Source organism: Nocardia sp. NPDC050378, from assembly GCF_040655675.1.
GTDB classification, from domain to species: domain Bacteria; phylum Actinomycetota; class Actinomycetes; order Mycobacteriales; family Mycobacteriaceae; genus Nocardia; species Nocardia coubleae.
Window position 1 is genome coordinate 276,705 of the sequence record NZ_JBFAKI010000001.1, and the last position, 18,713, is coordinate 295,417.

Genomic DNA, 18,713 nt, shown 5'->3' on the forward strand with positions numbered 1-18,713 from the left:
GCGGCTTTCGCGCAGCAGGTGTCGCAGCGAGATCGGCCGCTCATCCGCCGGATTCGAGCCGTCAGCGCGATGGGTCGACACGTCGTGAGGATAGTGGTGCCAGAATTGAGGTGGCGGTACGGGTGCAGCGCAGGAGGAGGGTCATGTCCACATCGACGACACCGCGCATCGAGGTGCATCGGGGCGGTGACCGGATGAAGACCAGGATTGCCTGGCTCGACTCCAAGCATTCGTTCTCGTTCGGCGAGCACTACGACCCCGACAACACCCATCACGGCCTGCTGCTGGTGAACAACGAGGACGTGGTGCTGCCCGGTGAGGGTTTCGACACCCATCCGCACCGCGACATGGAGATCGTCACCTGGGTGCTCGGCGGCAGCCTGGTGCACCAGGATTCGCTGGGCCACAACGGCGTGATCTATCCCGGTCTGGCCCAGCGGATGAGCGCGGGCACGGGCATCCTGCACTCGGAGAAGAACGACTCCTGGCGCCTCGACGGCAAGCTGCCCGAGCACGACGAGCCGGTGCATTTCGTGCAGATGTGGGTGGTGCCCGACGAACCCGGTGTCGATCCGGGCTATCAGCAGCTCGAGATCGATGACGAACTCGCCCGCGGCGATCTGGTGACGGTGGCCTCGGGCCTACCGCGCTACCGCGACCGCACCGCCATCTCCATCAATTCCTCGCACGCGGCGATGCACGTGGCCCGGTTGACCGCCGACGGCGCGCCCGTGACGCTGCCCGATGCCCCCTACCTGCATGTTTTCGTCGCACGCGGTGAGGTGGACATGGAAGGTGTCGGCACCTTGGCCCAGGGCGACGCCGTGCGGCTCACCCGCTCGGGTGGTCAGCTGATTCGCCCGCACGGCGACGCCGAGGTGTTGGTCTGGGAGATGCACGCCCGGCTGGGCGGTTAGGCCGAGCCGGGTTCGCGCACCAGGGCGGTGGTTCTGGCGTTGGCGCGGGTGGCGGCGACGATCTGCGCGAAGTCGGGACGGTAGTCGCCGTCGGGTGGTTGCAGCCAGATGCGGTAGCCGCTGCGTTCGTCGGCCGGAGAGGGCAGCACCACGTCGCTGCCGGGCAGGGCGACCGATGCGCACACCCGGAACATCTCGGCGAACAGTTCGGTGTCGAGATAGGAATTGTCGGTTGGCCCGGTGAGGAAGGTCCAGCGGCCGGACCGGGGGTGTCCGATGATCGGTCCGCAGCGTTGACCACGGCTGAGCAGCTGTCCGCGCACTCGTTCGCCCAGTGTCGAGGGCATCACCACGGCTCCGACGGCCCCGATTTCGAGCACGATGCGCCCGAAGGTGGCTTCGACCACGGCATAGAGACCGTTGTGCTTGCGATAGTGACGACAGCGCGCGAGCGCGTCCTGGGTTTCCGAGTATTCCTCGGCGGCGGCATAGCCGCCCTTGCTGTCAGTGCGCTGGCTCATCACTACCTCGTCTCCGTCGACGGTGTGGAGCTTGCATTCGCTAGATATTTGCCGCTATCTACAGCCTAATGCGACACAACGACGCTGACAATAGTCAGTAGCAGGTGTGTTCACCCGGAGTACGATCAGCGCCCATGGCACCCGTTTCGCCTACCGCCGCGCGCTGGGAACTTGTCCTGCGCCTGCGTGACCTGCGCGAACAGCGTGGTTTCGACTCCGCGGGTTTTGCCAAGCGGGTCGGTTTCACTCCTGCCAACTGGTCCCATGTGGAAAAAGGCCGACGGGTGCTCACGCGCACGACTATCGAACCGGTGCTCGATGTTCTCGATGTGCCCGCCGACGAACGCCGGGAATTGCTCGCGTTGCTCGAGGCCAGTAAACAGCGCGGCTGGTGGTCCACTTCGGCCGCGCTGATCGGCCCCGAATTGCAGCGTTTGTACGGTATGGAGGCGGGGGCGCAGAGCATCCGCAGCTACGACAGCCTGATCGTGCCCGGCCTGCTGCAGACAGAGGCGTACGCACGGGCGCTCATCAGTGCCGACGTGATGATCCGCCCGGTGCAGGTAGACCAATTAGTCGCAATTCGGCTGCGTCGCCAGCGGCGACTGCGGGAACCGGAACCGTTGGAACTCACGGCCGTGCTCGGTGAGGCGACGCTGCGTCAGCAGACCGGGGGCCCCGAAGTGTTGCGCGGGCAGTTGCGTCACCTGGTGGAGCTCATGCGCGAACTCGACACCGTCGACGTCCGGGTGATCCCGTTCAGCGCTCCCGAGGGTGCGGTTCTCGGCGGTTCCAGCTTCCATCTGCTCGACTTCGCAAGCGATCAGCTACCCACCTTCGCATGGGCCGAGAGCGCTGTTTTCGGTGGTCATGTGGACGACGCCGAACAGGTCCGCGATCTCGGCTACGCCTTTCTTCGGGCCAGGGAACAGGCCATGCCGAGATCTGAATCCCTTGCCCTGATCAGCGACTATGCGAGAGTGTAAGATTCTTGTTATGTCGATCACAGCTCGCCGCCGCCCAGCCGATCGCGGCTGGTTCACCTCGTCGCGCTCCAACAACGGTAACCAATGTGTCGAGGTTCGATTCGAAGGTGACGCCGTCCAGATACGAGACAGCAAATTCCGGCGCAACCCGATGAACCGTGGCCTCGACGAGCCGATCATCACCGTCCCCGCCGCCGTGTGGACCACGTTCCTCGACTGCCTGCTCGCCCAGCGCCCGCACCCCTCCCTCACCACCCAGCACGCAGCCGACGGCGCCACGACTCTGCGCCACGGATCAACCGCCCTGCACTTCACCCCCGCCGAATGGGACGCCTTCGTCGCCGGTGTCCGCGACGACGAATTCGCCTGCGCCTAGGGCGGATCCGGCCGCCATCGATCAGTAACCCTCCGCCGCGTCGTCAGTTCTGATGTCCCTGGTTCGCCGGCGCGGCCCCGCACATCGTCGACGGGAAGATCGCCGAGCTCACCGCCTCGTCTCGTAGCGGGTCAGCACCACGCCGCCGGGAAACGTCCGCGTCTCGAGGAACTTCAGGTTCACCCAGCTGTCCAGTGCGGTGAAGAACGGTGTACCGCCGCCAACCAGCACCGGATGGGTGACCAGCAGGTATTCATCGATCAGCCCGGCTCGCATGGCGGCCGCGGCGAGCGTCGCACCGCCGATATCCATCGGGCCGCCCTGCTCACCCTTGAGCCGGGCGATCTCACCGACCGGATCGCCGCTGACCAGGCGGGTGTTCCAGTCGACCGCGCCGATGGTCGAGGAGAACACCACCTTCGGCATATCCCGCCAGCGTCGGGCGAACTCGGCCTCCGCCGGCGTGGCGCCCGGCTGCGCGTCGGCGGTCGGCCAATGTGAACTCATCGCCTCCCACAATTTGCGCCCGTACAGCGACAGCTCCGTCGCCGCCACCCGGTCGGACCACCACCGGAACAGTTCGTCACTCGACGAGGAATCCGGCCCCTCGCCCCCACTCCAGCCGAGGTCGTCCCCGGGCGCGGCGATGTAGCCGTCCAGAGTCACGTTCATCCCGAAGATCAATTTCCGCATGTCGTCAGCCTCCTGTGAGTCGATCTCCCATGTACAGACGGTCGCGGAGCGAAAAGCTGATCGGGGCGCGAACTGTGAGCGGCCGGTCGATCAGTGCGGCGCCGTCCGGCACGCCCCGGTTCGCGGTGATGTTTCGGCATACTGGAGCGCGTGACTTCGGATCTGAGCAGCCCCTCCGGTATCGACCTGTCCTTCCGTGATCAGGATGTGCGGGTGCAGGACGATCTGTTCGCCCATGTCAACGGGCGGTGGTTGGCCGACTACGAGATTCCGGCCGACCGGGCGGTGGACGGTGCGTTCCGGACGTTGTACGACCAGGCCGAGATCGATGTGCAGACCATTATCACCGAGTGCGCCGAGGGCGCGGCCGACAGCGCGGACGCCCGCAAGATCGGTGACCTGTACTCGAGCTTCATGAACACCGAGCTGGTCGCCGCCGCCGGGCTCACCCCGGTGGCCGACGAACTGCGCGCCGTCGCCACGGTCGCCGACGCGAGCGCGTTCGCCGCGCTGCTCGGCCGCTTGCAGCGCACCGGCGTGCGCGGCGCCCTCGCCTACTACGTCGACACCGACGACAAGGACTCCACCCGCTACCTGCTGCACGCCACGCAGTCGGGCATCGGCCTGCCCGACGAGTCGTACTACCGGTCCGACGAGTTCGCCGAGATCCGCGACGCCTACCGCGCCCACATCACCAAGATGTTCACCCTCGCCGCGTCCGACCCGGCCCTGGCCGGCCTCGTGCCGACCGACCCGGCCGACGCCGCGAACCGGGTGTTCGAGCTGGAACGCACCCTGGCGGCAGGCCACTGGGACGTGGTGCGCCGCCGCGATGCCGAAAAGAGTTACAACCTCACCACTTTCGACGAGCTCACCACCGCCCACCCCGAATTCGATTGGGCCGCTTGGGCCGACGCCGTCGCCGAGGGTGTCGACCGTGCGGGTGCCGAGCTGTTCGCCGAACTCGTGATCCGCCAGCCCGGTTATGTCGGTGCCTTCGCGCGCGCGTGGTCGGCTGTGCCGCAGGCGGATTGGCAGGCGTGGGCCGCGTGGCAGGTGCTGCACGCGCGCGCCCCGTACCTTACCGACGAGATCGTCGCCGCGAATTTCGACTTCTACGGCCGCACTCTCACCGGCGCGCAGGAGATCCGGGAACGCTGGAAGCGTGGCGTGGGCCTGGTCCAGGAACTGCTCGGCGAGGCCGTCGGCAAACTGTATGTGGCCAGGCACTTCCCGCCCGAGGCCAAGGCGCGCATGGTGGAACTGGTCGCCAATCTGCAGGAGGCCTACCGCCGCAATATCGCCGAACTCGAGTGGATGGGCCCCGACACCCGCGCCGCGGCACTGACCAAGCTGGAGAAGTTCACCCCCAAGATCGGCTACCCCGACACCTGGCGCGACTACTCGGCGGTCGAGATCGACCCCGCCGACCTCGTCGGCAACTACCGCCGTGGCTACGCCGCCGACCACGACCGTGACCTGGGCAAACTCGGTGGTCCCGTGGATCGCGGCGAATGGTTCATGACCCCGCAGACGGTGAACGCCTACTACAACCCCGGCATGAACGAGATCGTCTTCCCGGCCGCCATCCTGCAGCCACCGTTCTTCGACATGAACGCCGACGACGCCGCCAACTACGGCGGGATCGGCGCGGTGATCGGCCACGAGATCGGTCACGGCTTCGACGACCAGGGCGCCAAGTACGACGGCGACGGCAACATGCAGGACTGGTGGACCGACGACGATCGCGCCGAATTCGGCAAACGCACCAAGGCGCTGATCGACCAGTACAACGTGCTCTCCCCCGCCGACCTGTCCGACGAGCACACCGTGAACGGCGAGTTCACCATCGGCGAGAACATCGGCGACCTGGGCGGACTGTCCATCGCCCTCGCCGCGTACAAAATTTCGCTCGACGGCAAGGAACCGCCGGTCATCGACGGCCTCACCGGTCTGCAGCGGGTGTTCTACGGCTGGGCGCAGGTGTGGCGCACCAAGGCGCGGCAGGAGGAGGCGATCCGCCGCCTCGCCGTCGACCCGCATTCGCCGCCGGAGTTCCGCTGCAACGCGGTGGTGCGCAATATCGACAGCTTCTACGAGGCGTTCGACGTCACCCCCGAGGACAAGCTGTACCTGGCACCGCAGGAGCGGGTCACCATCTGGTGATCGGGCGCGACCCTACCGCTGAGCCGGTAGGGTCGAAACCCACTGTCAGCGAGAGGTTTCCATGCGCCACCAGCAAGTAGCCGACGACGTCTTCACCATCCGCGGCACGGACGTGAACATGGTCCTCCTGCGCGAAGGCCGCGACCTCACCCTCGTCGACGCGGGCTGGTACGGCGACGCCGGGCTGATCGAGGCCACCGTCGAAGCCCTCGGCCATCGCCCCGGGGACATTCGAGCGGTCCTGCTGACCCACGCCCATCTGGACCATGTCGGTGCCCTCAACCACCTCCAGGCGAAGTTCGGCATTCCCGCCTACACCAGCCCGCTCGAGGTGGCGCACGTCAAGGGCGAGGTCCACGAGTCGGCCACGCCGCTCGACGTCGTCAAACGTCTCACCGACGCGAGCACCTGCGGCTGGGCGCTGCGCATCACCCGCGCGGGCGGCCTCCGCAAGAACCGGGTCCCCCATATCCAGCCCTTCCCCACCGACGCCACCTTGGACCTCCCCGGGCGCCCGACCCCGATCCCCACCCCCGGCCACACCTCGGGCCACTCCGCATTCCACCTCGCGGGGGTGGGCGCGGTAATCACCGGCGACACCTTGGTTACCGCCCATCCCACCTCGAAGATCACCGGGCCCCAAGTCCTCCCAGACTTCTTCAACAAGTCGACCCCGCAAACCTTCGAGGCTTTGGCAGCGCTGGAGTCCCTGTCCGCAGACCTTGTACTCCCGGGCCATGGAACCCCCTACACCGACGGCATCGCGAAGGCCGTTGCCGATGCGCGCGCCGCCGCCCGCTCGAGTTGAGCTCTCGGCGCTTGCTCAATTTCGGGCCGTCAAACGCGAGTAACGAAGCCGTTGTGCCTGATGACCTGGCCGCCACATCAGCTCAAGCACGCCCGTGGACATGGCGGCGCGACGACGCGCCCCGAGGCGGCGTCACAGGTCGGCGCGGTTCGCGCACTCACCGGCCTGGTCTATGTACCGCCGCCATCACCGCGGCGGGTTCGTCCTAGCGGAGGCGGAGTTCGGTGTCGGCGTCGAAGTAGAAGATCTCTTCGGGTTTGGGGCGCAGGTGGAGGGTTTCGCCGAGGGTGGTGTGGAAGCGGCGGTCTACGCGGACGACGATTTTGCCTGCGCGGGTCGACCAGTCGGTGCCCGCGCCGTGGGTGTAGACGAAGGATTCGGCGCCGAGTTCCTCGAGGAGTTCGGCGACGACGGTGATGCCGTTGGGGTCGGTGGTGACTTCCCAGGATTCGGGGCGGATGCCGAGGATCACGCGTTGACCGGAAACGCTGCGGGGCAGCGGGATTCGCAGGCCGTCGAGGACGGCATGACCGTCGGAGACGGGGGCTTCCAGCAGGTTCATGCCGGGTGAACCGATGAAACCGGCGACGAAGGTGTTCACGGGGTCGTCGTAGAGTTCGCGCGGTGCGGCTATCTGCTGCAGGGTACCTTCGCGCAGTACGGCGACGCGGTGGCCCATGGTCATGGCCTCCACCTGGTCGTGGGTGACGTACACCGTTGTGGTGCCGAGCCGTTGCTGCAGGGCGGCGATCTGCGAGCGGGTGCTCACCCGCAGTTTCGCGTCCAGGTTGGACAGGGGTTCGTCCATGCAGAACACCTGCGGGCGGCGCACGATCGCCCGGCCCATCGCCACCCGTTGCCGTTGCCCGCCCGACAGTTTCGCCGGTTTGCGGTCGAGCAGCGGTTCGAGTTCCAGCATGGCGGCTGCCTCGCGGACCCGAACCACGGTGTCGGACTTGGACATGCCCGCGTTGCGCAGGGCGAAGCCCATGTTCTGCGCGACGGTCATGTTCGGGTACAGCGCGTAACTCTGGAACACCATCGCCACATCGCGCGCCCGGGGCGGCAGCCCGGTGACATCACGATCGCCGATGCGAATCGTGCCGTCCGCCACCGATTCCAGTCCGGCGAGCATGCGCAGGCTGGTCGACTTGCCGCACCCGGACGGTCCGACGAGCACGAGGAATTCGCCGTCGGCGATGTCGAGATCGAGTGCGTCGACCGCGGCGGTCTCGCTGCCGGGATAGCGGTGCGTGACACCGTCGAACTGCACTGTCGCCATGGACTTCTCCTCGAAAACGGACGAGCGGGCCCGCGGCGGGGCCCACGGGGACTACTTGGGCAGCTTGGGGGTGATCTGCCGGTCGATGATCACCTGGATGTCTGCGGCGACCTTCGCGAGAACCGTTGCGGGATCGGCGTTCTGCAGACCGATCTGCTCGTATCCGGTGCCGATGATCTGGTCGGCGCCTGGCACGAACACCCGCGCGTAGTCCTGCGACTTGGTCACCGCGAGTTGGTCGATGGCGGTCTTGGAGTGCGGGTTCTTCGCGAGGAAGTCGACCTCGGTGGGATCGCTCACCGCCGACTTGCGTACCGGCATGTATCCCGTGTTCTGCGAGAAGTACGCCGTATTGGCCGCATTGGTCGCGAACTCGATGAACTTGAGCGCGTTCACCTTCCGCTCCGCGGAGATGCGCGACGGCACCGCAAGACCCGCGCCACCGGTGGTGACGCCGGGCCCGCTGGGATGCGGCAGGAACGCCGTGCCGAGCTCGAACTTCCCGGTCGCGTTCTTCTGGATGCCCTTCAGGTCACCGGTGGAAGCGATGGTCGAGGCGGCGACCCCGGTCCCGAAGTCGACGGCGATCTGCGGACGGATCGCCGCGTACTTCTTCACATTGATCGATTCGCGCAGGTAGGTGGCGGCCGCGATCGAACCGGGATCGGTGAACTTCAGCGACCACTTGTCGGAGTAGGCGCCGCCGAAGGTCCAGTTCGGGCCCTGGAAGGTCCAGCCGAGGTAGTTCTTGGCGTCACCCCAGGCATGTGCGAACTTGTCGCCGCCGACCACCGACTGGATCTTGGGTCCCCACTCGTCGAACTCCTGCCACGAGTTCGGCCCACGATCCGGCAGCCCCGCCTTGGCCCACACGTCCTTGTTGTAATAGAACAGCGGTGTCGAGCGCGCATACGGCAGCGCGTAGTGCTTACCGTCGAACAGGTAGTCCGCGGCCAGCGAGTCGACGTAGTCGTCGAGCTTCACCCCCGCCGCACCGAACAGCCCGTCGAGCGGTTCGATGGCACCGGTCAGCGCGTAGTTGAACCACCAGACATCCGAGAGCACGACAACATCGGGCAGGTCACCACCGGTGAGCGCGGCGTTGAACTTCTGCGCCACCTCCTCGTAGTTCTTGCCCGCGTCGACGAGGTTCACCGTCAGCTCGGGGTGCTGCGCCTGGAACCGGTTGATGAGCTCGAGCTCGAGTTCCTTGGAGGTGCCGGGGTGGTTGGACCAGAAGGTGATCGTGTTCGCGTCGCCGCCACCACCGGACCCGCCGCCGGTGCCCGCGCAAGCGGTGAGCGCGAGACCGGCGGCGACACCGCCGGACAGGCCGAGGAAGCCGCGACGGCTCAGTGCCGAAAATCGTGAAGTGGACACGTGGATCTCCTGTTCGAGAATCAACCCTTGACCGCACCGGAGGTGAGGCCTTTGATCATGTGACGTTGCAGCGCGAGGAACACCACGAGAATCGGCAGCATGGTGAGCACGGTGCCCGCCATCACCGGACCCCAGTTGGTGACGCTCGGGTTCTCGGTGTTCTGCAGCAGCGTGAGCCCCACCGGCAGGGTGGCGACATCGGCGGAGTCGGCCATCAGGAACGGCCAGAGGTATTCGTTCCACTCGTTCACCAGCGTGACCACCGCGAACGCCACCATCGTCGGCCCCGACATCGGCAGCACCACGCGGGTGAGCAGCCGCCACCAGTTGGCGCCGTCCATCCGGGCGGCCTCGATCACCTCACCGGGCAGCGACAGGAAGTGGTTGCGCATCAAAAAGGTTCCGAAGGCCACGCCGCAGAGCGGGATGATGATGCCCTGGAAGGTGTTGCGCCAGCCGAGCTGCGCGATGAGCGCGTAGTTGGAGATGACGGTGATCTGGTTGGGCACCATCAGCGCGGCGATGATCGCCAGGAACACGATGTTCTTGCCGGGGAAGCGCAGGAACACCAGGCCGTAGGCGCTGAACACCCCGAGCGTGAACTTCACCGCCGACACCACCCCGGTGACGATCAGCGAGTTGCGCAGGAACGTCCAGAACGGGACGGTGGACGTGGCGTGCCCGTAGTTCTCCGGGTGCCAGCTGTGCGGCCAATACACCGCGGGCTGGGTGTAGATGTCGGCGCGGTCCTTGAAGGAGGTGATGAGGATCCAGAACAGCGGAACCCCCACCATGACGAGCACGCACAGCATCGCCGCGTACCCGAGCAGGGTGATCGCGCGTTCCCGCCTGCGATACGAAACCGTTTCGGGGCCAACGTGTTTCATCGTTCACCTCGATCCATCACGCGCACCTGGATCAGGGTCACCACGAGCAGCACGGCGAACATGATCGTCGCGACAGTCGCGCCGTAGCCCGCGCGGAAATTGCGGAACGACTCCTCGTACACCTGGAACACCATGGTCGTTGTGCCGTTACCGAGCGGCCCGCCACGTGTCATCACATTGATGATGTCGAATACCTGAAGCGAGTTCAGCAATACCGTGATCGAAAGAAAGAAGGTAGTCGGACGAAGTTGCGGCAGAAGCACTTTGGTGAATGTCGTCCACCGGCTCGCGCCGTCCATTTCGGCGGCTTCCAGCAGTTCGCTCCGCACGCCCTGCAGTGCCGCCAGATAGATGACGAAGGTGTATCCGAGATTCTTCCAGATATAGGTGATCGTCACCATGAACAACGCCCACTGCGGATCCTGGTAGAAATCCGGCACGTTCGTTACGCCGAGGCGATGCAGCACATCTTGCACGAGTCCGAAACTCGGGTCGAAGATGAATTGGAACGCCACACCGATCGCCGCACCGGAGATCACGAACGGCGCGAAGATGGCGGAACGAACCACATTGCGCCCGAACAACTTCCGGTCGAGCAACAGCGCCAGCGCCAGGCCGAGCGCCATGCTCACCACCACCGCCGCGACGGTGAAGATCACCGTGTTGCCGACGACCTTCCAGGAGTCGTCACGCTGCCACCACTCCACGTAGTTGGCGAAACCGACGGGCGTGGCGACGGGGTCGGCGATGTTCCAGTCGGTGAACGAGAGCCGGATGTTGTCGGCCAGCGGCCGGTAGACGAACATCCCGAGCAGAACCAAGTTCGGGACTACGAGTAACACGAACAACGCGTAGTCCTGCCACGGCCGATTTCTCAGGCCACGACCTCGCTGCACGGGAAGGACCCGCTCCGGACTGCTACGCACCGCGGCAGCTTTACGGCGCACGGCGAACCCTCGGTTAACCCTGCCCGCCGAATTCCTGAACATCGGGCGCACAAAAACGAGTACAGCAAAAGCCGAACAACACGACCTGGATTGATCGTATTGTTCGGCTGAGGTCAGAAGTACATGGGTAACTCACCGGGGACGGGCTGACCAGACCACGACCGGATAGCTTGCCGCGTCAGGAATTCCGCACGCGCCAGAGTCTGGCCAGAATTCCCGGAGAGGCGGAGGAGTCAGTTCCAGTCGCCCAGGCCGTCGCCCGCGCTCAGGGTGGGGCCCTGGGTGCCGGTGACGATCACGGCATCACCGCGACGCGAGTTCTCCAGGAACCACTTGGCATCCTCGGTGCTCACGTTCAGGCAGCCGTGGCTGGCGTTGGAGTAGCCCTGCTGACCCACCGACCACGGCGCGGCGTGGATGAAGATGCCACTGTTGGACAGGCGGGTGGCGTACTCGACCTCGAGCTTGTAACCCTCGGGGTCGGTGACCGGCACACCGTAGGTCGACGAGTCCATCGTCATCTTCTCGAGCCGCTCGCCGACGATGTAGGTGCCGTTGGGGGTCTCGTAGCCGGGCTTGCCGAGCGAGGTCGGCATCTCGCGCACCACTTCACCGTTGCGGGTGACGGTGATGACCTTGGTCGCGTCGTCCACGGTGGCGACGAAGGCATCACCGATGTGGAACGAGCTGGTGGTGCCGCCGGCGACGACGGTCACGTCGGTGTTGGCGGGCCAGAACTCGGTGGGCTTCCAGCGGACCTGCTTGTCGCCGGTCCAGTAGAAGTTGCCGGGCACGTTGGCGCTCGAGGTGACCTTGATGGCCCGCTCGGCGGCCGCACGATCCTCGATGGGCTCCTTGAAGGTGATGATGATCGGCTGCGCGACGCCGACGGTCTCGCCGTCGGCGATGTTGATGTTCGGCGGCGCGAAGCTCGCCTGCGGCGCGGGCTGTTCGACCACAGGGTTGCTGGAACCCGCGCCGGGAAGCGCGGGCTGAGCCTGCGCGGGAACGGCGATGAGCGCGCCGGTGGCGGCGATCGCCGCCGTCAGCAGCAGACCACGGCGAAGCCGATGGGATTGCTGCCGGTTTGCCTCGTAGTGCATTAGGTTTCCTCGTCTATATCTTCGAATGACGCGGAGTCCGCATGGGGTCTCCACGGGGTAACGACGCCCCGACCCTGACCGCTCATTCCTACCCGTCCGGGGTGACAACGTGCCAGCTGCGTTGCACCGCGATCACGGAACAGCAACGGTGTGCGCTGTGTCACATAACAACCTGTGACTCAGCGGCTTTCGTCAAACGCCACGCTCAGGGCGGCGAGTCGGAAAGGCGTCGGCAGCACCGTCCGGAAGCACACGCTTGTGACTCTCAAACCTGGAGTGAGGGAGATCACGCCGTGCGTGTGAAGTGGATCGCCCGATTCGGCGCGGTCGCCAGATTGTGCGGCACTGTGCGCGGCCTGCGGCCGAGAGCCAGCGCGGGGTCCAGGCGCAACCGGGCGCCGGTGAGCAGGGTGGCGAGCACGACGCGCAGCTCGTATTCGGCCAGCGTGGCACCGATACACCGGCGATAACCGCCGCCGAACGGCGCGTACTCGAACGGTGTGTATTTGCGGCCGAGGAACCGGTCGGGGTGGAACAGCCGGGGTGCGGGCCAGATCGACGCCTGGCTGTGCAGTACACCGACCGCCAACCCGATCGTCTGCCCGGCGGCCACGTCCACCCCACGCCAGCGCCACGGTTCGCGCAGCTGCCGCAACACGATGGGTACCGCCGGGTGCAGGCGAAGCGTCTCCTGGCAGACGGCGTCGAGCAGCGGCGCGGTGGCCTGTTCGGCCGGGTCGTCACCCGTCTGGGCCAGCTCGTCGGTGAGTCTGGCGAGCAGGCCCGGTTCACGATGCAGGTGATACAACGCCCAGGTGAGCGAGGTGGCGGTGGTCTCGTGCCCGGCGACGAGCAGAGTGCGCAACTGTTCGCACAGTTCGGAATCGGTCAGCGCGGAGCCGTCCTCGTAACGAGTGGCGAGCAGCAGATCGAGCAGATCGCCTGCGGCCGGGCCCTCGGCACGACGGCGCGCGATGCCCGCGAGCAGCCGCCGATCGAGCCGCCCCCTGGCCGCGACGAAGCGGTCCCACGGTCCGAAACCACCGGTGGCACGGCGTAAGACGGGCGCTACGAGCAGGGGCGTGGTGAACGTCGTGAGGAAATCGTCGACCGCGTCGCCGTATTCACTGTCGGCACCCGCGCCGAACACCGCCGCGAGGATGGTGCGCAGGGTGATGGATCGTGCCTTCGCCAGCCCGTCGACCCGACTGCCGACGGGCCAGGAAACGCCTGTACCACTACCGGATTCGAGTTCACGCAGCGTCGATGCCCGGATCACCTCGCCCAGTGCCCGCACCTTCGCACGGTGGAACGCGGGCGCGAGTACGGCCCGATCCGTGCGATGGCGCGGCCCCGAACTGAGGATCAGCGATGCCGTGCCGACCATCGGCTCGATCGGGTTGGGCCGCGGCGGGTCGACGAGTTCCACTGGTGCCCGGAACAGTTCGCGCGCACCCTCGGCGGTCCCGGTGAACAACACCGGCGGGAACCCCGGAAAACCAACCGCGAACGGCTCGCCGCCCGTGGCCCGTCGACGCAGGTAGCCCTCGAAATCGAGACCTGCGGCCAGGCCGTGCAGCAGGGCGGGGCGGGGCGGGCGCTGGATGCTCACGCGGTGTCCAATCGGCATACTCGGGCGGTCCGCGTGGTTACGCTTCGCTGCCGCCACCGGCCGCTGACCGTTCATGCCGGGTACTACGGCGTGCGCCCGCGCCCGGTTCGACTACTGCCCGACGCGGGTGCGCCGCACGGTGCCCTGGGCGATGGCCGCGAGCTTGGCCAGCCGCGCGTCACCGAGCGCGGTCACCGCATTGCCGAGCCGGTTGGTGACGAACGCGATGGACATGCCCAGGTCGGGGTCGGCGTAGGCGCCGGAGCCGCCGACTCCGTAGTGGCCGAAGGCATGTCGCGGTTGCTGCTTGGTCATCAACACGGGCCGGTGGTAGCCGAGGGTGAACCGCAGCGGCAAGCCGAGTACATAGTCACGGCTCTCGGTCTGCTGGGTGCGGTTGATCTGCTCGATCGTCTCCGGCCGCAGGAACTGCACCGGTGAATCGACTTCGGCTGCGGCATTTTCCGCGTCACCCGTGTAGACGACGCCCCCGTTGGCCAGCGCGCCGTACATCCGCGCCAGCGCCCGCGCCGAGAACACCCCGTTCCAGCCGGGCATCACCGCGTCGTGCACGCGCGGATCGCGGACCAGCTCGTCGAAACTCTCCGGCATCCCCGCCTCCGCGAGCCCGCGCACGGGCCGCACCCAGGACAACACCGACGACGCGGTGTTCCAGCGAATACCCGGCGGCGCCAGATGCGGGAAGATCTTCGCGATCCGGCGGCGCTGCGCGACGGGCACCTGGAACCAGAACTCGTCGGTTCCCAAGGGCTCGGCCACTTCCCGGCGCAACAGCTCGGTAAAGGACTCGCCGGTCGCGCGCTGCAGGATCTCCGCGACGAGCCAGCCGAAGGTGATCGCGTGGTACCCGGAGGTGCGGATGCGGCGCGGGTCGGCCGGGCTCTCGGCCAGGGCGGTCACCACCGCGCCGTAGTCGAGAATCCCCTCGCGGCCCGGAACCAGCCCGCGCACGCGATGCAACCCGGCCCGGTGCGACAGCACATCGCGCACGGTGATGTCGTGCTTGCCGTGCGCGGCGAACTCGGGCCAGTACTCGGCGACCGGCGCCTCGTAGTCGATCAGCCCACGCTCCGCGACCCGGTGCAGCACGGTGGCGGCCACGCCCTTGCCGGTGGAGAAGGTGAGCGCCACGTGCCCGCCGTTCCACCGCTGATCCTTGGCCGCCCACCCCGCCCAGACATCGACTACCGGGCGTCCGTCGAGGTAGACCGCCAGCGCACCGCCCCCGCGGCTCGGCTGCTGGAACATCCCGAAGAAGTGGTCGGCCAACCGGATGAACCTCGGATCGATGCGCATCTGCCGTGGCGCGGTCGGCGTACCCGCGCCCGGCTCGCCCGCCGTTGCTGACACCATCGGCCCAACCTCCTGATGCTGCGTAGCGATCCGCCGACCGGATCGGGTCGACGCCGGTGGCTTCGGTGGTGTATTCACAGTAGGTGTTTGCAGATCTGTCCATCCGCCGGTTGGCCGGGGCGCTCGCCATCTCGGCGTTCGCGCTCGGTTCGAGCGCGTGCGGCGGCACCATCGACGGCTACGCGCAGCCGGCGATCGACGTGGTCCCCGCCACCAGCAGCGCCGCACCGACCACCAAGAAGCCGGGCAAGTCGACGACGAGCAAACCGGCGCCCACCACCAAGAAGGGTGGCACCACCGACTTCCAGGCCAGTGTCGGTGACTGTGTGAATCTGGGCGGCACCGCCGAGGACGCCACCATCGAGAAGGCCTCGTGCGGCAGCCGCTCGGCCAACTACAAGGTGATCGGCAAGGCGCCCAACCGCGACGGCTGTATCGCCGACAGCGACCAGAACTACTTCGAAACCCTCGACGGCGTCGAGACCGGCGCCCTGTGCCTCGACATCGACTGGGTGGTCGGTGGCTGCATGGATGTGGCCGCCGAACAACTCGTCGCGCGCCGGATCGACTGCAACGCCTCGGGCAACGAGCCGGTCCGGGTCGTCACCATCAAGAGCGACGCGACCAGCGCCAACGACTGCCCCGACGACGCCGACGTGGGCTATGTCTACGACACCCGCCGCTTCGTCGTCTGCGCGCAGACCCTGTAGACACCGACGACGAGACGGGCCGCACGGTGTGACCGCGCGGCCCGTTGTCTGTTCACTCGCCGATCAGATCGGGTGGAACCCGGCTCCGTGACCGCCGCGCGCGTTCATGTCGTGCATGATCGCGGACATGTTCGTGCCGACCTCGGGGCCGAAGCAGGCCACCGCGAGGTAGGCGTTCACCATCCCGACCAGCGTCGACCCGACCACCACCGGCGCACCGGAATCGCCTTCCACGACGCACATCTGCGACCACGTCTCCACATTGGTCGCGAACACGTCGCCCCAGGTGATGCCGCAGGTGTTGCCGGTGGTGCGCCCTTCCTTGCACACGATGGTCGGGAACTGCGCGGGTCCACCGACACCGGTGATGGTGACATTGCCGATCCGGTTCACCGGGGTGATCCGTCCTGGGGTGAATTCGATGACGGCGTAGTCGAGTTCGGTATTGCTGTAGACGAACCGGCCGATCTCGCCGTATCCGCGGTCGACCTCGGCGGCCACCGGTGCGCCCGCGTGACCGCAGTGCCCGGCGGTGAGGCCGACGAGCCTGCCCGCGCCGTCGTGGCCGACCGTGGTGAGGGTGCATTCGAAGGTGTTGTCGATGACGATCCCGGATCCGCCGCCGATCACCGGTGGGCCGGGTTGTGCCTGCGAGGTGCCCGCGCCGGTGCCGAGTAGAGCCGCACCGAGGGTGAGCGCGAAGGCGGCGATGGCCACGTGCGCGAGTCTGCTGAACATGTCCCTCCAGATGTCGGAAGTCCGCACGATATCAATGCGAATCGTCTATAAGCGCAGTATTCGATCCCGGGCGCGTCAGAGCGAGGCCCTTGGATTGCCTGCTTACCAGGCGCCGTGCCGCTCGGGGCGGTGATAGCCATCATCTATCGAAATCGTAATGAAGATGGCTGCCGCGAGTTATACCCGTGATCTGTGCGAGAAATCAGACGTGTCATTCGTTATGTATGACAGTTTTCCGCAATATTCTTTCCGGCAGCCGCAGACGCAGGGAGTCCGTGCCTGGAAACGACATCCGGCGCAAACTCCGAAGCGGGACAATTCAGGGCGGTATGGTCCGTCATGGCAGTGGTCATAAGGGCCATCGACAGTGATATCCATCTATGACAGCGCTCACATGTCGGTGGTGTGTTCTGCACTACTCCGTAGTAAGGTGCGTCAAGCAAACAAGTCGTCGGGGTGTTGATGGCCTGGCGTCGAGAGGGGTAATAGCAGTGCAGTCGACCAAGAGTCCGCCCGAACGTTCACGGGTCAGTGAAGCTGTGGACTGGACCAAGGGCCTTTGGGAAGACCATCCGAAGAAGTCCCTCGAAACCTTCGGTCGACAGATCACGATGGGTATCGAAGCCATCACGGAGCTGGTCGTCGCGATCTTCCGTAAGCGCTTCCCCTTCGACGAATTCGTGCGTCAGTGCGCGTTCATGGCAAGCGTCGCCGCCGCTCCGACACTGCTGGTCGCCATCCCGATCGCGGTCATCGTGTCCATCCAGGTCGGCGCGGTCGCCGGTCAGGTCGGCGCGACCTCGTTCATCGGCGCCGCCAACGGCCTCGGCATCATCCAGCAGGGCGCGCCGCTGGTCACCTCGATCATGATCGCCGGCGCCGTCGGCTCCGCGGTGTGCGCCGACCTCGGCTCACGAACCATCCGCGAAGAGATCGACGCCATGAAGGTGATGGGTGTCGACCCGCTGCGCAGGCTCGTCGCTCCCCGCCTCGGCGCCGCCATGCTGGTGAGCTTCCTGCTCTGCGGTTTCGTCGTGTTCGTCGGCTTCATCACCGGCTACATGTTCAACATCTTCGCCCAGGCGGGCACGCCCGGTTCCTACATGAGCACCTTCGCCTCGTTCGCGGTGACCCGTGACCTCGCGGTGGCGCTGCTCAAGTCGGTCATCTTCGGCATCATCGCCGCGATCATCGCCTGCGACTCGGGCCTCAACGCCCGTGGCGGCCCCGGCGGTGTCGCCAACGCGGTGAACTCGGCGGTCGTGAGTTCCATGGTCATGCTGCTCGGCGTCAACGTCGCGATCACGCAGATCTACGCCGCTGTCTTCCCCCCACAGGTGGTCTGAGCATGTCATCGACTTATGTACCTCCGCTGCTGCGGCCGATACGCCAGCTCAAGGCGGCGGGCCGAGCGCCCGTCGACGCGCTCGCCCGCCTCGGCCACCAGGTCTTCTTCTTCCTGCGGTCCGTCGGCTCTATTCCGCTGGCGTTCAAGCAGTATCCGAAGGAGATCTGGCGCCTGCTCTCCGACGTCACGTGGGGAAACGGCAACATCGTCGTCGGTGGTGGAACCATCGGCGTCATCCTCATCATCAGCGCCTTCGGCGGCATGACCGTCGCCATCCAGGGCCACACCTCGCTCGACCTGCTCGGCCTGAGCCCGATCACCGGTGCCATCTCGGCCTTCGCCACCACCCGTGAACTAGGCCCGCTGCTCGCGGCGCTGGCCTTCGCGGCCCAGGCGGGCTGTCGATTCACCGCGCAATTGGGCGCCATGCGCATCTCCGAGGAGATCGACGCGCTCGACTCCATCGCCATCCGCCCGCTGCCCTACCTGGTCAGCACCCGGATGATGGCCGCGGTCATCGCGATCGTTCCGCTGTACTGCATCGGCCTGGTGATGGCCTATCTGTCCTGCTCGGTCACCGTGCAGCTCATCGGTGGCACCGCGGCGGGCACGTACTCGCACTACTTCTACCAATTCCTGGTACCGACGGACGTGCTGTACTCGCTGCTCAAGGCGGTCATCTTCGTCATGATCACCACGTTCATCCAGTGCTACTACGGCTTCTTCGCCTCGGGTGGTCCCGAGGGCGTCGGCGTGGCCGCGGGCCGGGCGATCAAGATGTGCATCATCCTGGTCGTGTTCGCCGACCTGTTCATGACATTGGCGATCTGGGGCGTCGACCCCGGCATCAGGATCTCGGGGTAGG

General features: G+C 66.4%; 18 protein-coding genes. 8 read left to right on the forward strand and 10 right to left on the reverse strand.

Annotated features, from left to right (window positions below; genetic code table 11):
• Nucleotides 1–143: 143 nt before the first annotated feature.
• Complete coding sequence (locus AB0I35_RS01270) at nucleotides 144–917, forward strand: pirin family protein (RefSeq protein ID WP_357393283.1); 774 nt, start codon at nucleotides 144–146, stop codon at nucleotides 915–917.
• On the opposite strand, the gene AB0I35_RS01275 is transcribed toward AB0I35_RS01270, so the two are convergent.
• A complete protein-coding gene (locus AB0I35_RS01275; RefSeq protein WP_220139377.1) occupies nucleotides 914–1,438 on the reverse strand; it encodes a hypothetical protein in 525 nt (174 codons plus the stop codon). The genes AB0I35_RS01270 and AB0I35_RS01275 overlap by 4 nt on opposite strands.
• A gap of 134 nt (nucleotides 1,439–1,572) precedes the next feature.
• On the opposite strand from AB0I35_RS01275, the gene AB0I35_RS01280 reads away from it, so the two are divergent.
• Both AB0I35_RS01280 and AB0I35_RS01285 read left to right on the forward strand, forming a co-directional pair.
• Nucleotides 1,573–2,424: a helix-turn-helix transcriptional regulator gene (locus tag AB0I35_RS01280; protein ID WP_357151865.1), complete on the forward strand. Its 852-nt coding sequence runs from the start codon at nucleotides 1,573–1,575 to the stop codon at nucleotides 2,422–2,424.
• Between the two features lie 10 nt (nucleotides 2,425–2,434).
• A complete protein-coding gene (locus tag AB0I35_RS01285) occupies nucleotides 2,435–2,800 on the forward strand; it encodes a DUF397 domain-containing protein (protein WP_357393285.1) in 366 nt (121 codons plus the stop codon).
• Nucleotides 2,801–2,908: 108 nt separating this feature from the next.
• On the opposite strand, the gene AB0I35_RS01290 is transcribed toward AB0I35_RS01285, so the two are convergent.
• On the reverse strand, nucleotides 2,909–3,493 hold the full coding sequence (locus AB0I35_RS01290) for a dihydrofolate reductase family protein (protein WP_357393287.1): 585 nt from the start codon (nucleotides 3,491–3,493) through the stop codon (nucleotides 2,909–2,911).
• A 150-nt stretch (nucleotides 3,494–3,643) separates the two neighbouring features.
• Here AB0I35_RS01290 and AB0I35_RS01295 point away from each other — a divergent pair, with 150 nt between their 5' ends.
• Entirely contained in the window at nucleotides 3,644–5,659 is a 2,016-nt protein-coding gene (locus AB0I35_RS01295) for a M13-type metalloendopeptidase (RefSeq protein ID WP_357393289.1), read from the forward strand.
• A gap of 61 nt (nucleotides 5,660–5,720) precedes the next feature.
• Entirely contained in the window at nucleotides 5,721–6,467 is a 747-nt protein-coding gene (locus AB0I35_RS01300) for an MBL fold metallo-hydrolase (RefSeq protein WP_357393291.1), read from the forward strand.
• Nucleotides 6,468–6,672: 205 nt separating this feature from the next.
• Here AB0I35_RS01300 and ugpC read toward each other — a convergent pair whose 3' ends face one another.
• The 7 genes from ugpC to AB0I35_RS01335 form a co-directional block, all read right to left on the reverse strand.
• A complete protein-coding gene (ugpC, locus tag AB0I35_RS01305) occupies nucleotides 6,673–7,749 on the reverse strand; it encodes a sn-glycerol-3-phosphate ABC transporter ATP-binding protein UgpC (RefSeq protein WP_357393293.1) in 1,077 nt (358 codons plus the stop codon).
• 51 nt (nucleotides 7,750–7,800) lie between these two features.
• Nucleotides 7,801–9,129: an ABC transporter substrate-binding protein gene (locus AB0I35_RS01310; RefSeq protein WP_357393295.1), complete on the reverse strand. Its 1,329-nt coding sequence runs from the start codon at nucleotides 9,127–9,129 to the stop codon at nucleotides 7,801–7,803.
• Between the two features lie 20 nt (nucleotides 9,130–9,149).
• Entirely contained in the window at nucleotides 9,150–10,016 is an 867-nt protein-coding gene (locus tag AB0I35_RS01315; protein ID WP_357393297.1) for a carbohydrate ABC transporter permease, read from the reverse strand.
• Nucleotides 10,013–10,912 (reverse strand): sugar ABC transporter permease, encoded by a 900-nt coding sequence (locus AB0I35_RS01320; protein ID WP_357394127.1) that lies wholly within the window; start codon nucleotides 10,910–10,912, stop codon nucleotides 10,013–10,015. Before AB0I35_RS01320 ends, AB0I35_RS01315 begins: the two co-directional genes overlap by 4 nt.
• A 284-nt stretch (nucleotides 10,913–11,196) precedes the next feature.
• Nucleotides 11,197–12,066, reverse strand: a complete 870-nt coding sequence (locus AB0I35_RS01325) for a L,D-transpeptidase (RefSeq protein ID WP_357393299.1) — start codon at nucleotides 12,064–12,066, stop codon at nucleotides 11,197–11,199.
• Between the two features lie 286 nt (nucleotides 12,067–12,352).
• Nucleotides 12,353–13,678: a cytochrome P450 gene (locus AB0I35_RS01330; RefSeq protein WP_357393301.1), complete on the reverse strand. Its 1,326-nt coding sequence runs from the start codon at nucleotides 13,676–13,678 to the stop codon at nucleotides 12,353–12,355.
• Between the two features lie 111 nt (nucleotides 13,679–13,789).
• Nucleotides 13,790–15,052, reverse strand: coding sequence for a serine hydrolase domain-containing protein (locus AB0I35_RS01335; RefSeq protein ID WP_357393303.1), 1,263 nt, complete (start codon nucleotides 15,050–15,052; stop codon nucleotides 13,790–13,792).
• A gap of 83 nt (nucleotides 15,053–15,135) precedes the next feature.
• On the opposite strand from AB0I35_RS01335, the gene AB0I35_RS01340 reads away from it, so the two are divergent.
• Complete coding sequence (locus tag AB0I35_RS01340; protein ID WP_357393305.1) at nucleotides 15,136–15,762, forward strand: hypothetical protein; 627 nt, start codon at nucleotides 15,136–15,138, stop codon at nucleotides 15,760–15,762.
• Between the two features lie 63 nt (nucleotides 15,763–15,825).
• Here the strand turns inward: AB0I35_RS01340 and AB0I35_RS01345 are convergent, their stop codons facing one another.
• On the reverse strand, nucleotides 15,826–16,500 hold the full coding sequence (locus tag AB0I35_RS01345; RefSeq protein WP_357393307.1) for a S1 family peptidase: 675 nt from the start codon (nucleotides 16,498–16,500) through the stop codon (nucleotides 15,826–15,828).
• 539 nt (nucleotides 16,501–17,039) lie between these two features.
• Between AB0I35_RS01345 and AB0I35_RS01350 the strand changes: the two genes are divergently transcribed.
• Together AB0I35_RS01350 and AB0I35_RS01355 are read left to right on the forward strand one after the other, a co-directional pair.
• The gene (locus tag AB0I35_RS01350; protein WP_243750043.1) at nucleotides 17,040–17,846 is read left to right on the forward strand and encodes an ABC transporter permease; all 807 of its coding nucleotides are present in this window, start codon (nucleotides 17,040–17,042) and stop codon (nucleotides 17,844–17,846) included.
• Nucleotides 17,847–17,848: 2 nt separating this feature from the next.
• On the forward strand, nucleotides 17,849–18,712 hold the full coding sequence (locus AB0I35_RS01355) for an ABC transporter permease (RefSeq protein ID WP_357393309.1): 864 nt from the start codon (nucleotides 17,849–17,851) through the stop codon (nucleotides 18,710–18,712).
• Nucleotide 18,713 lies beyond the last annotated feature (1 nt).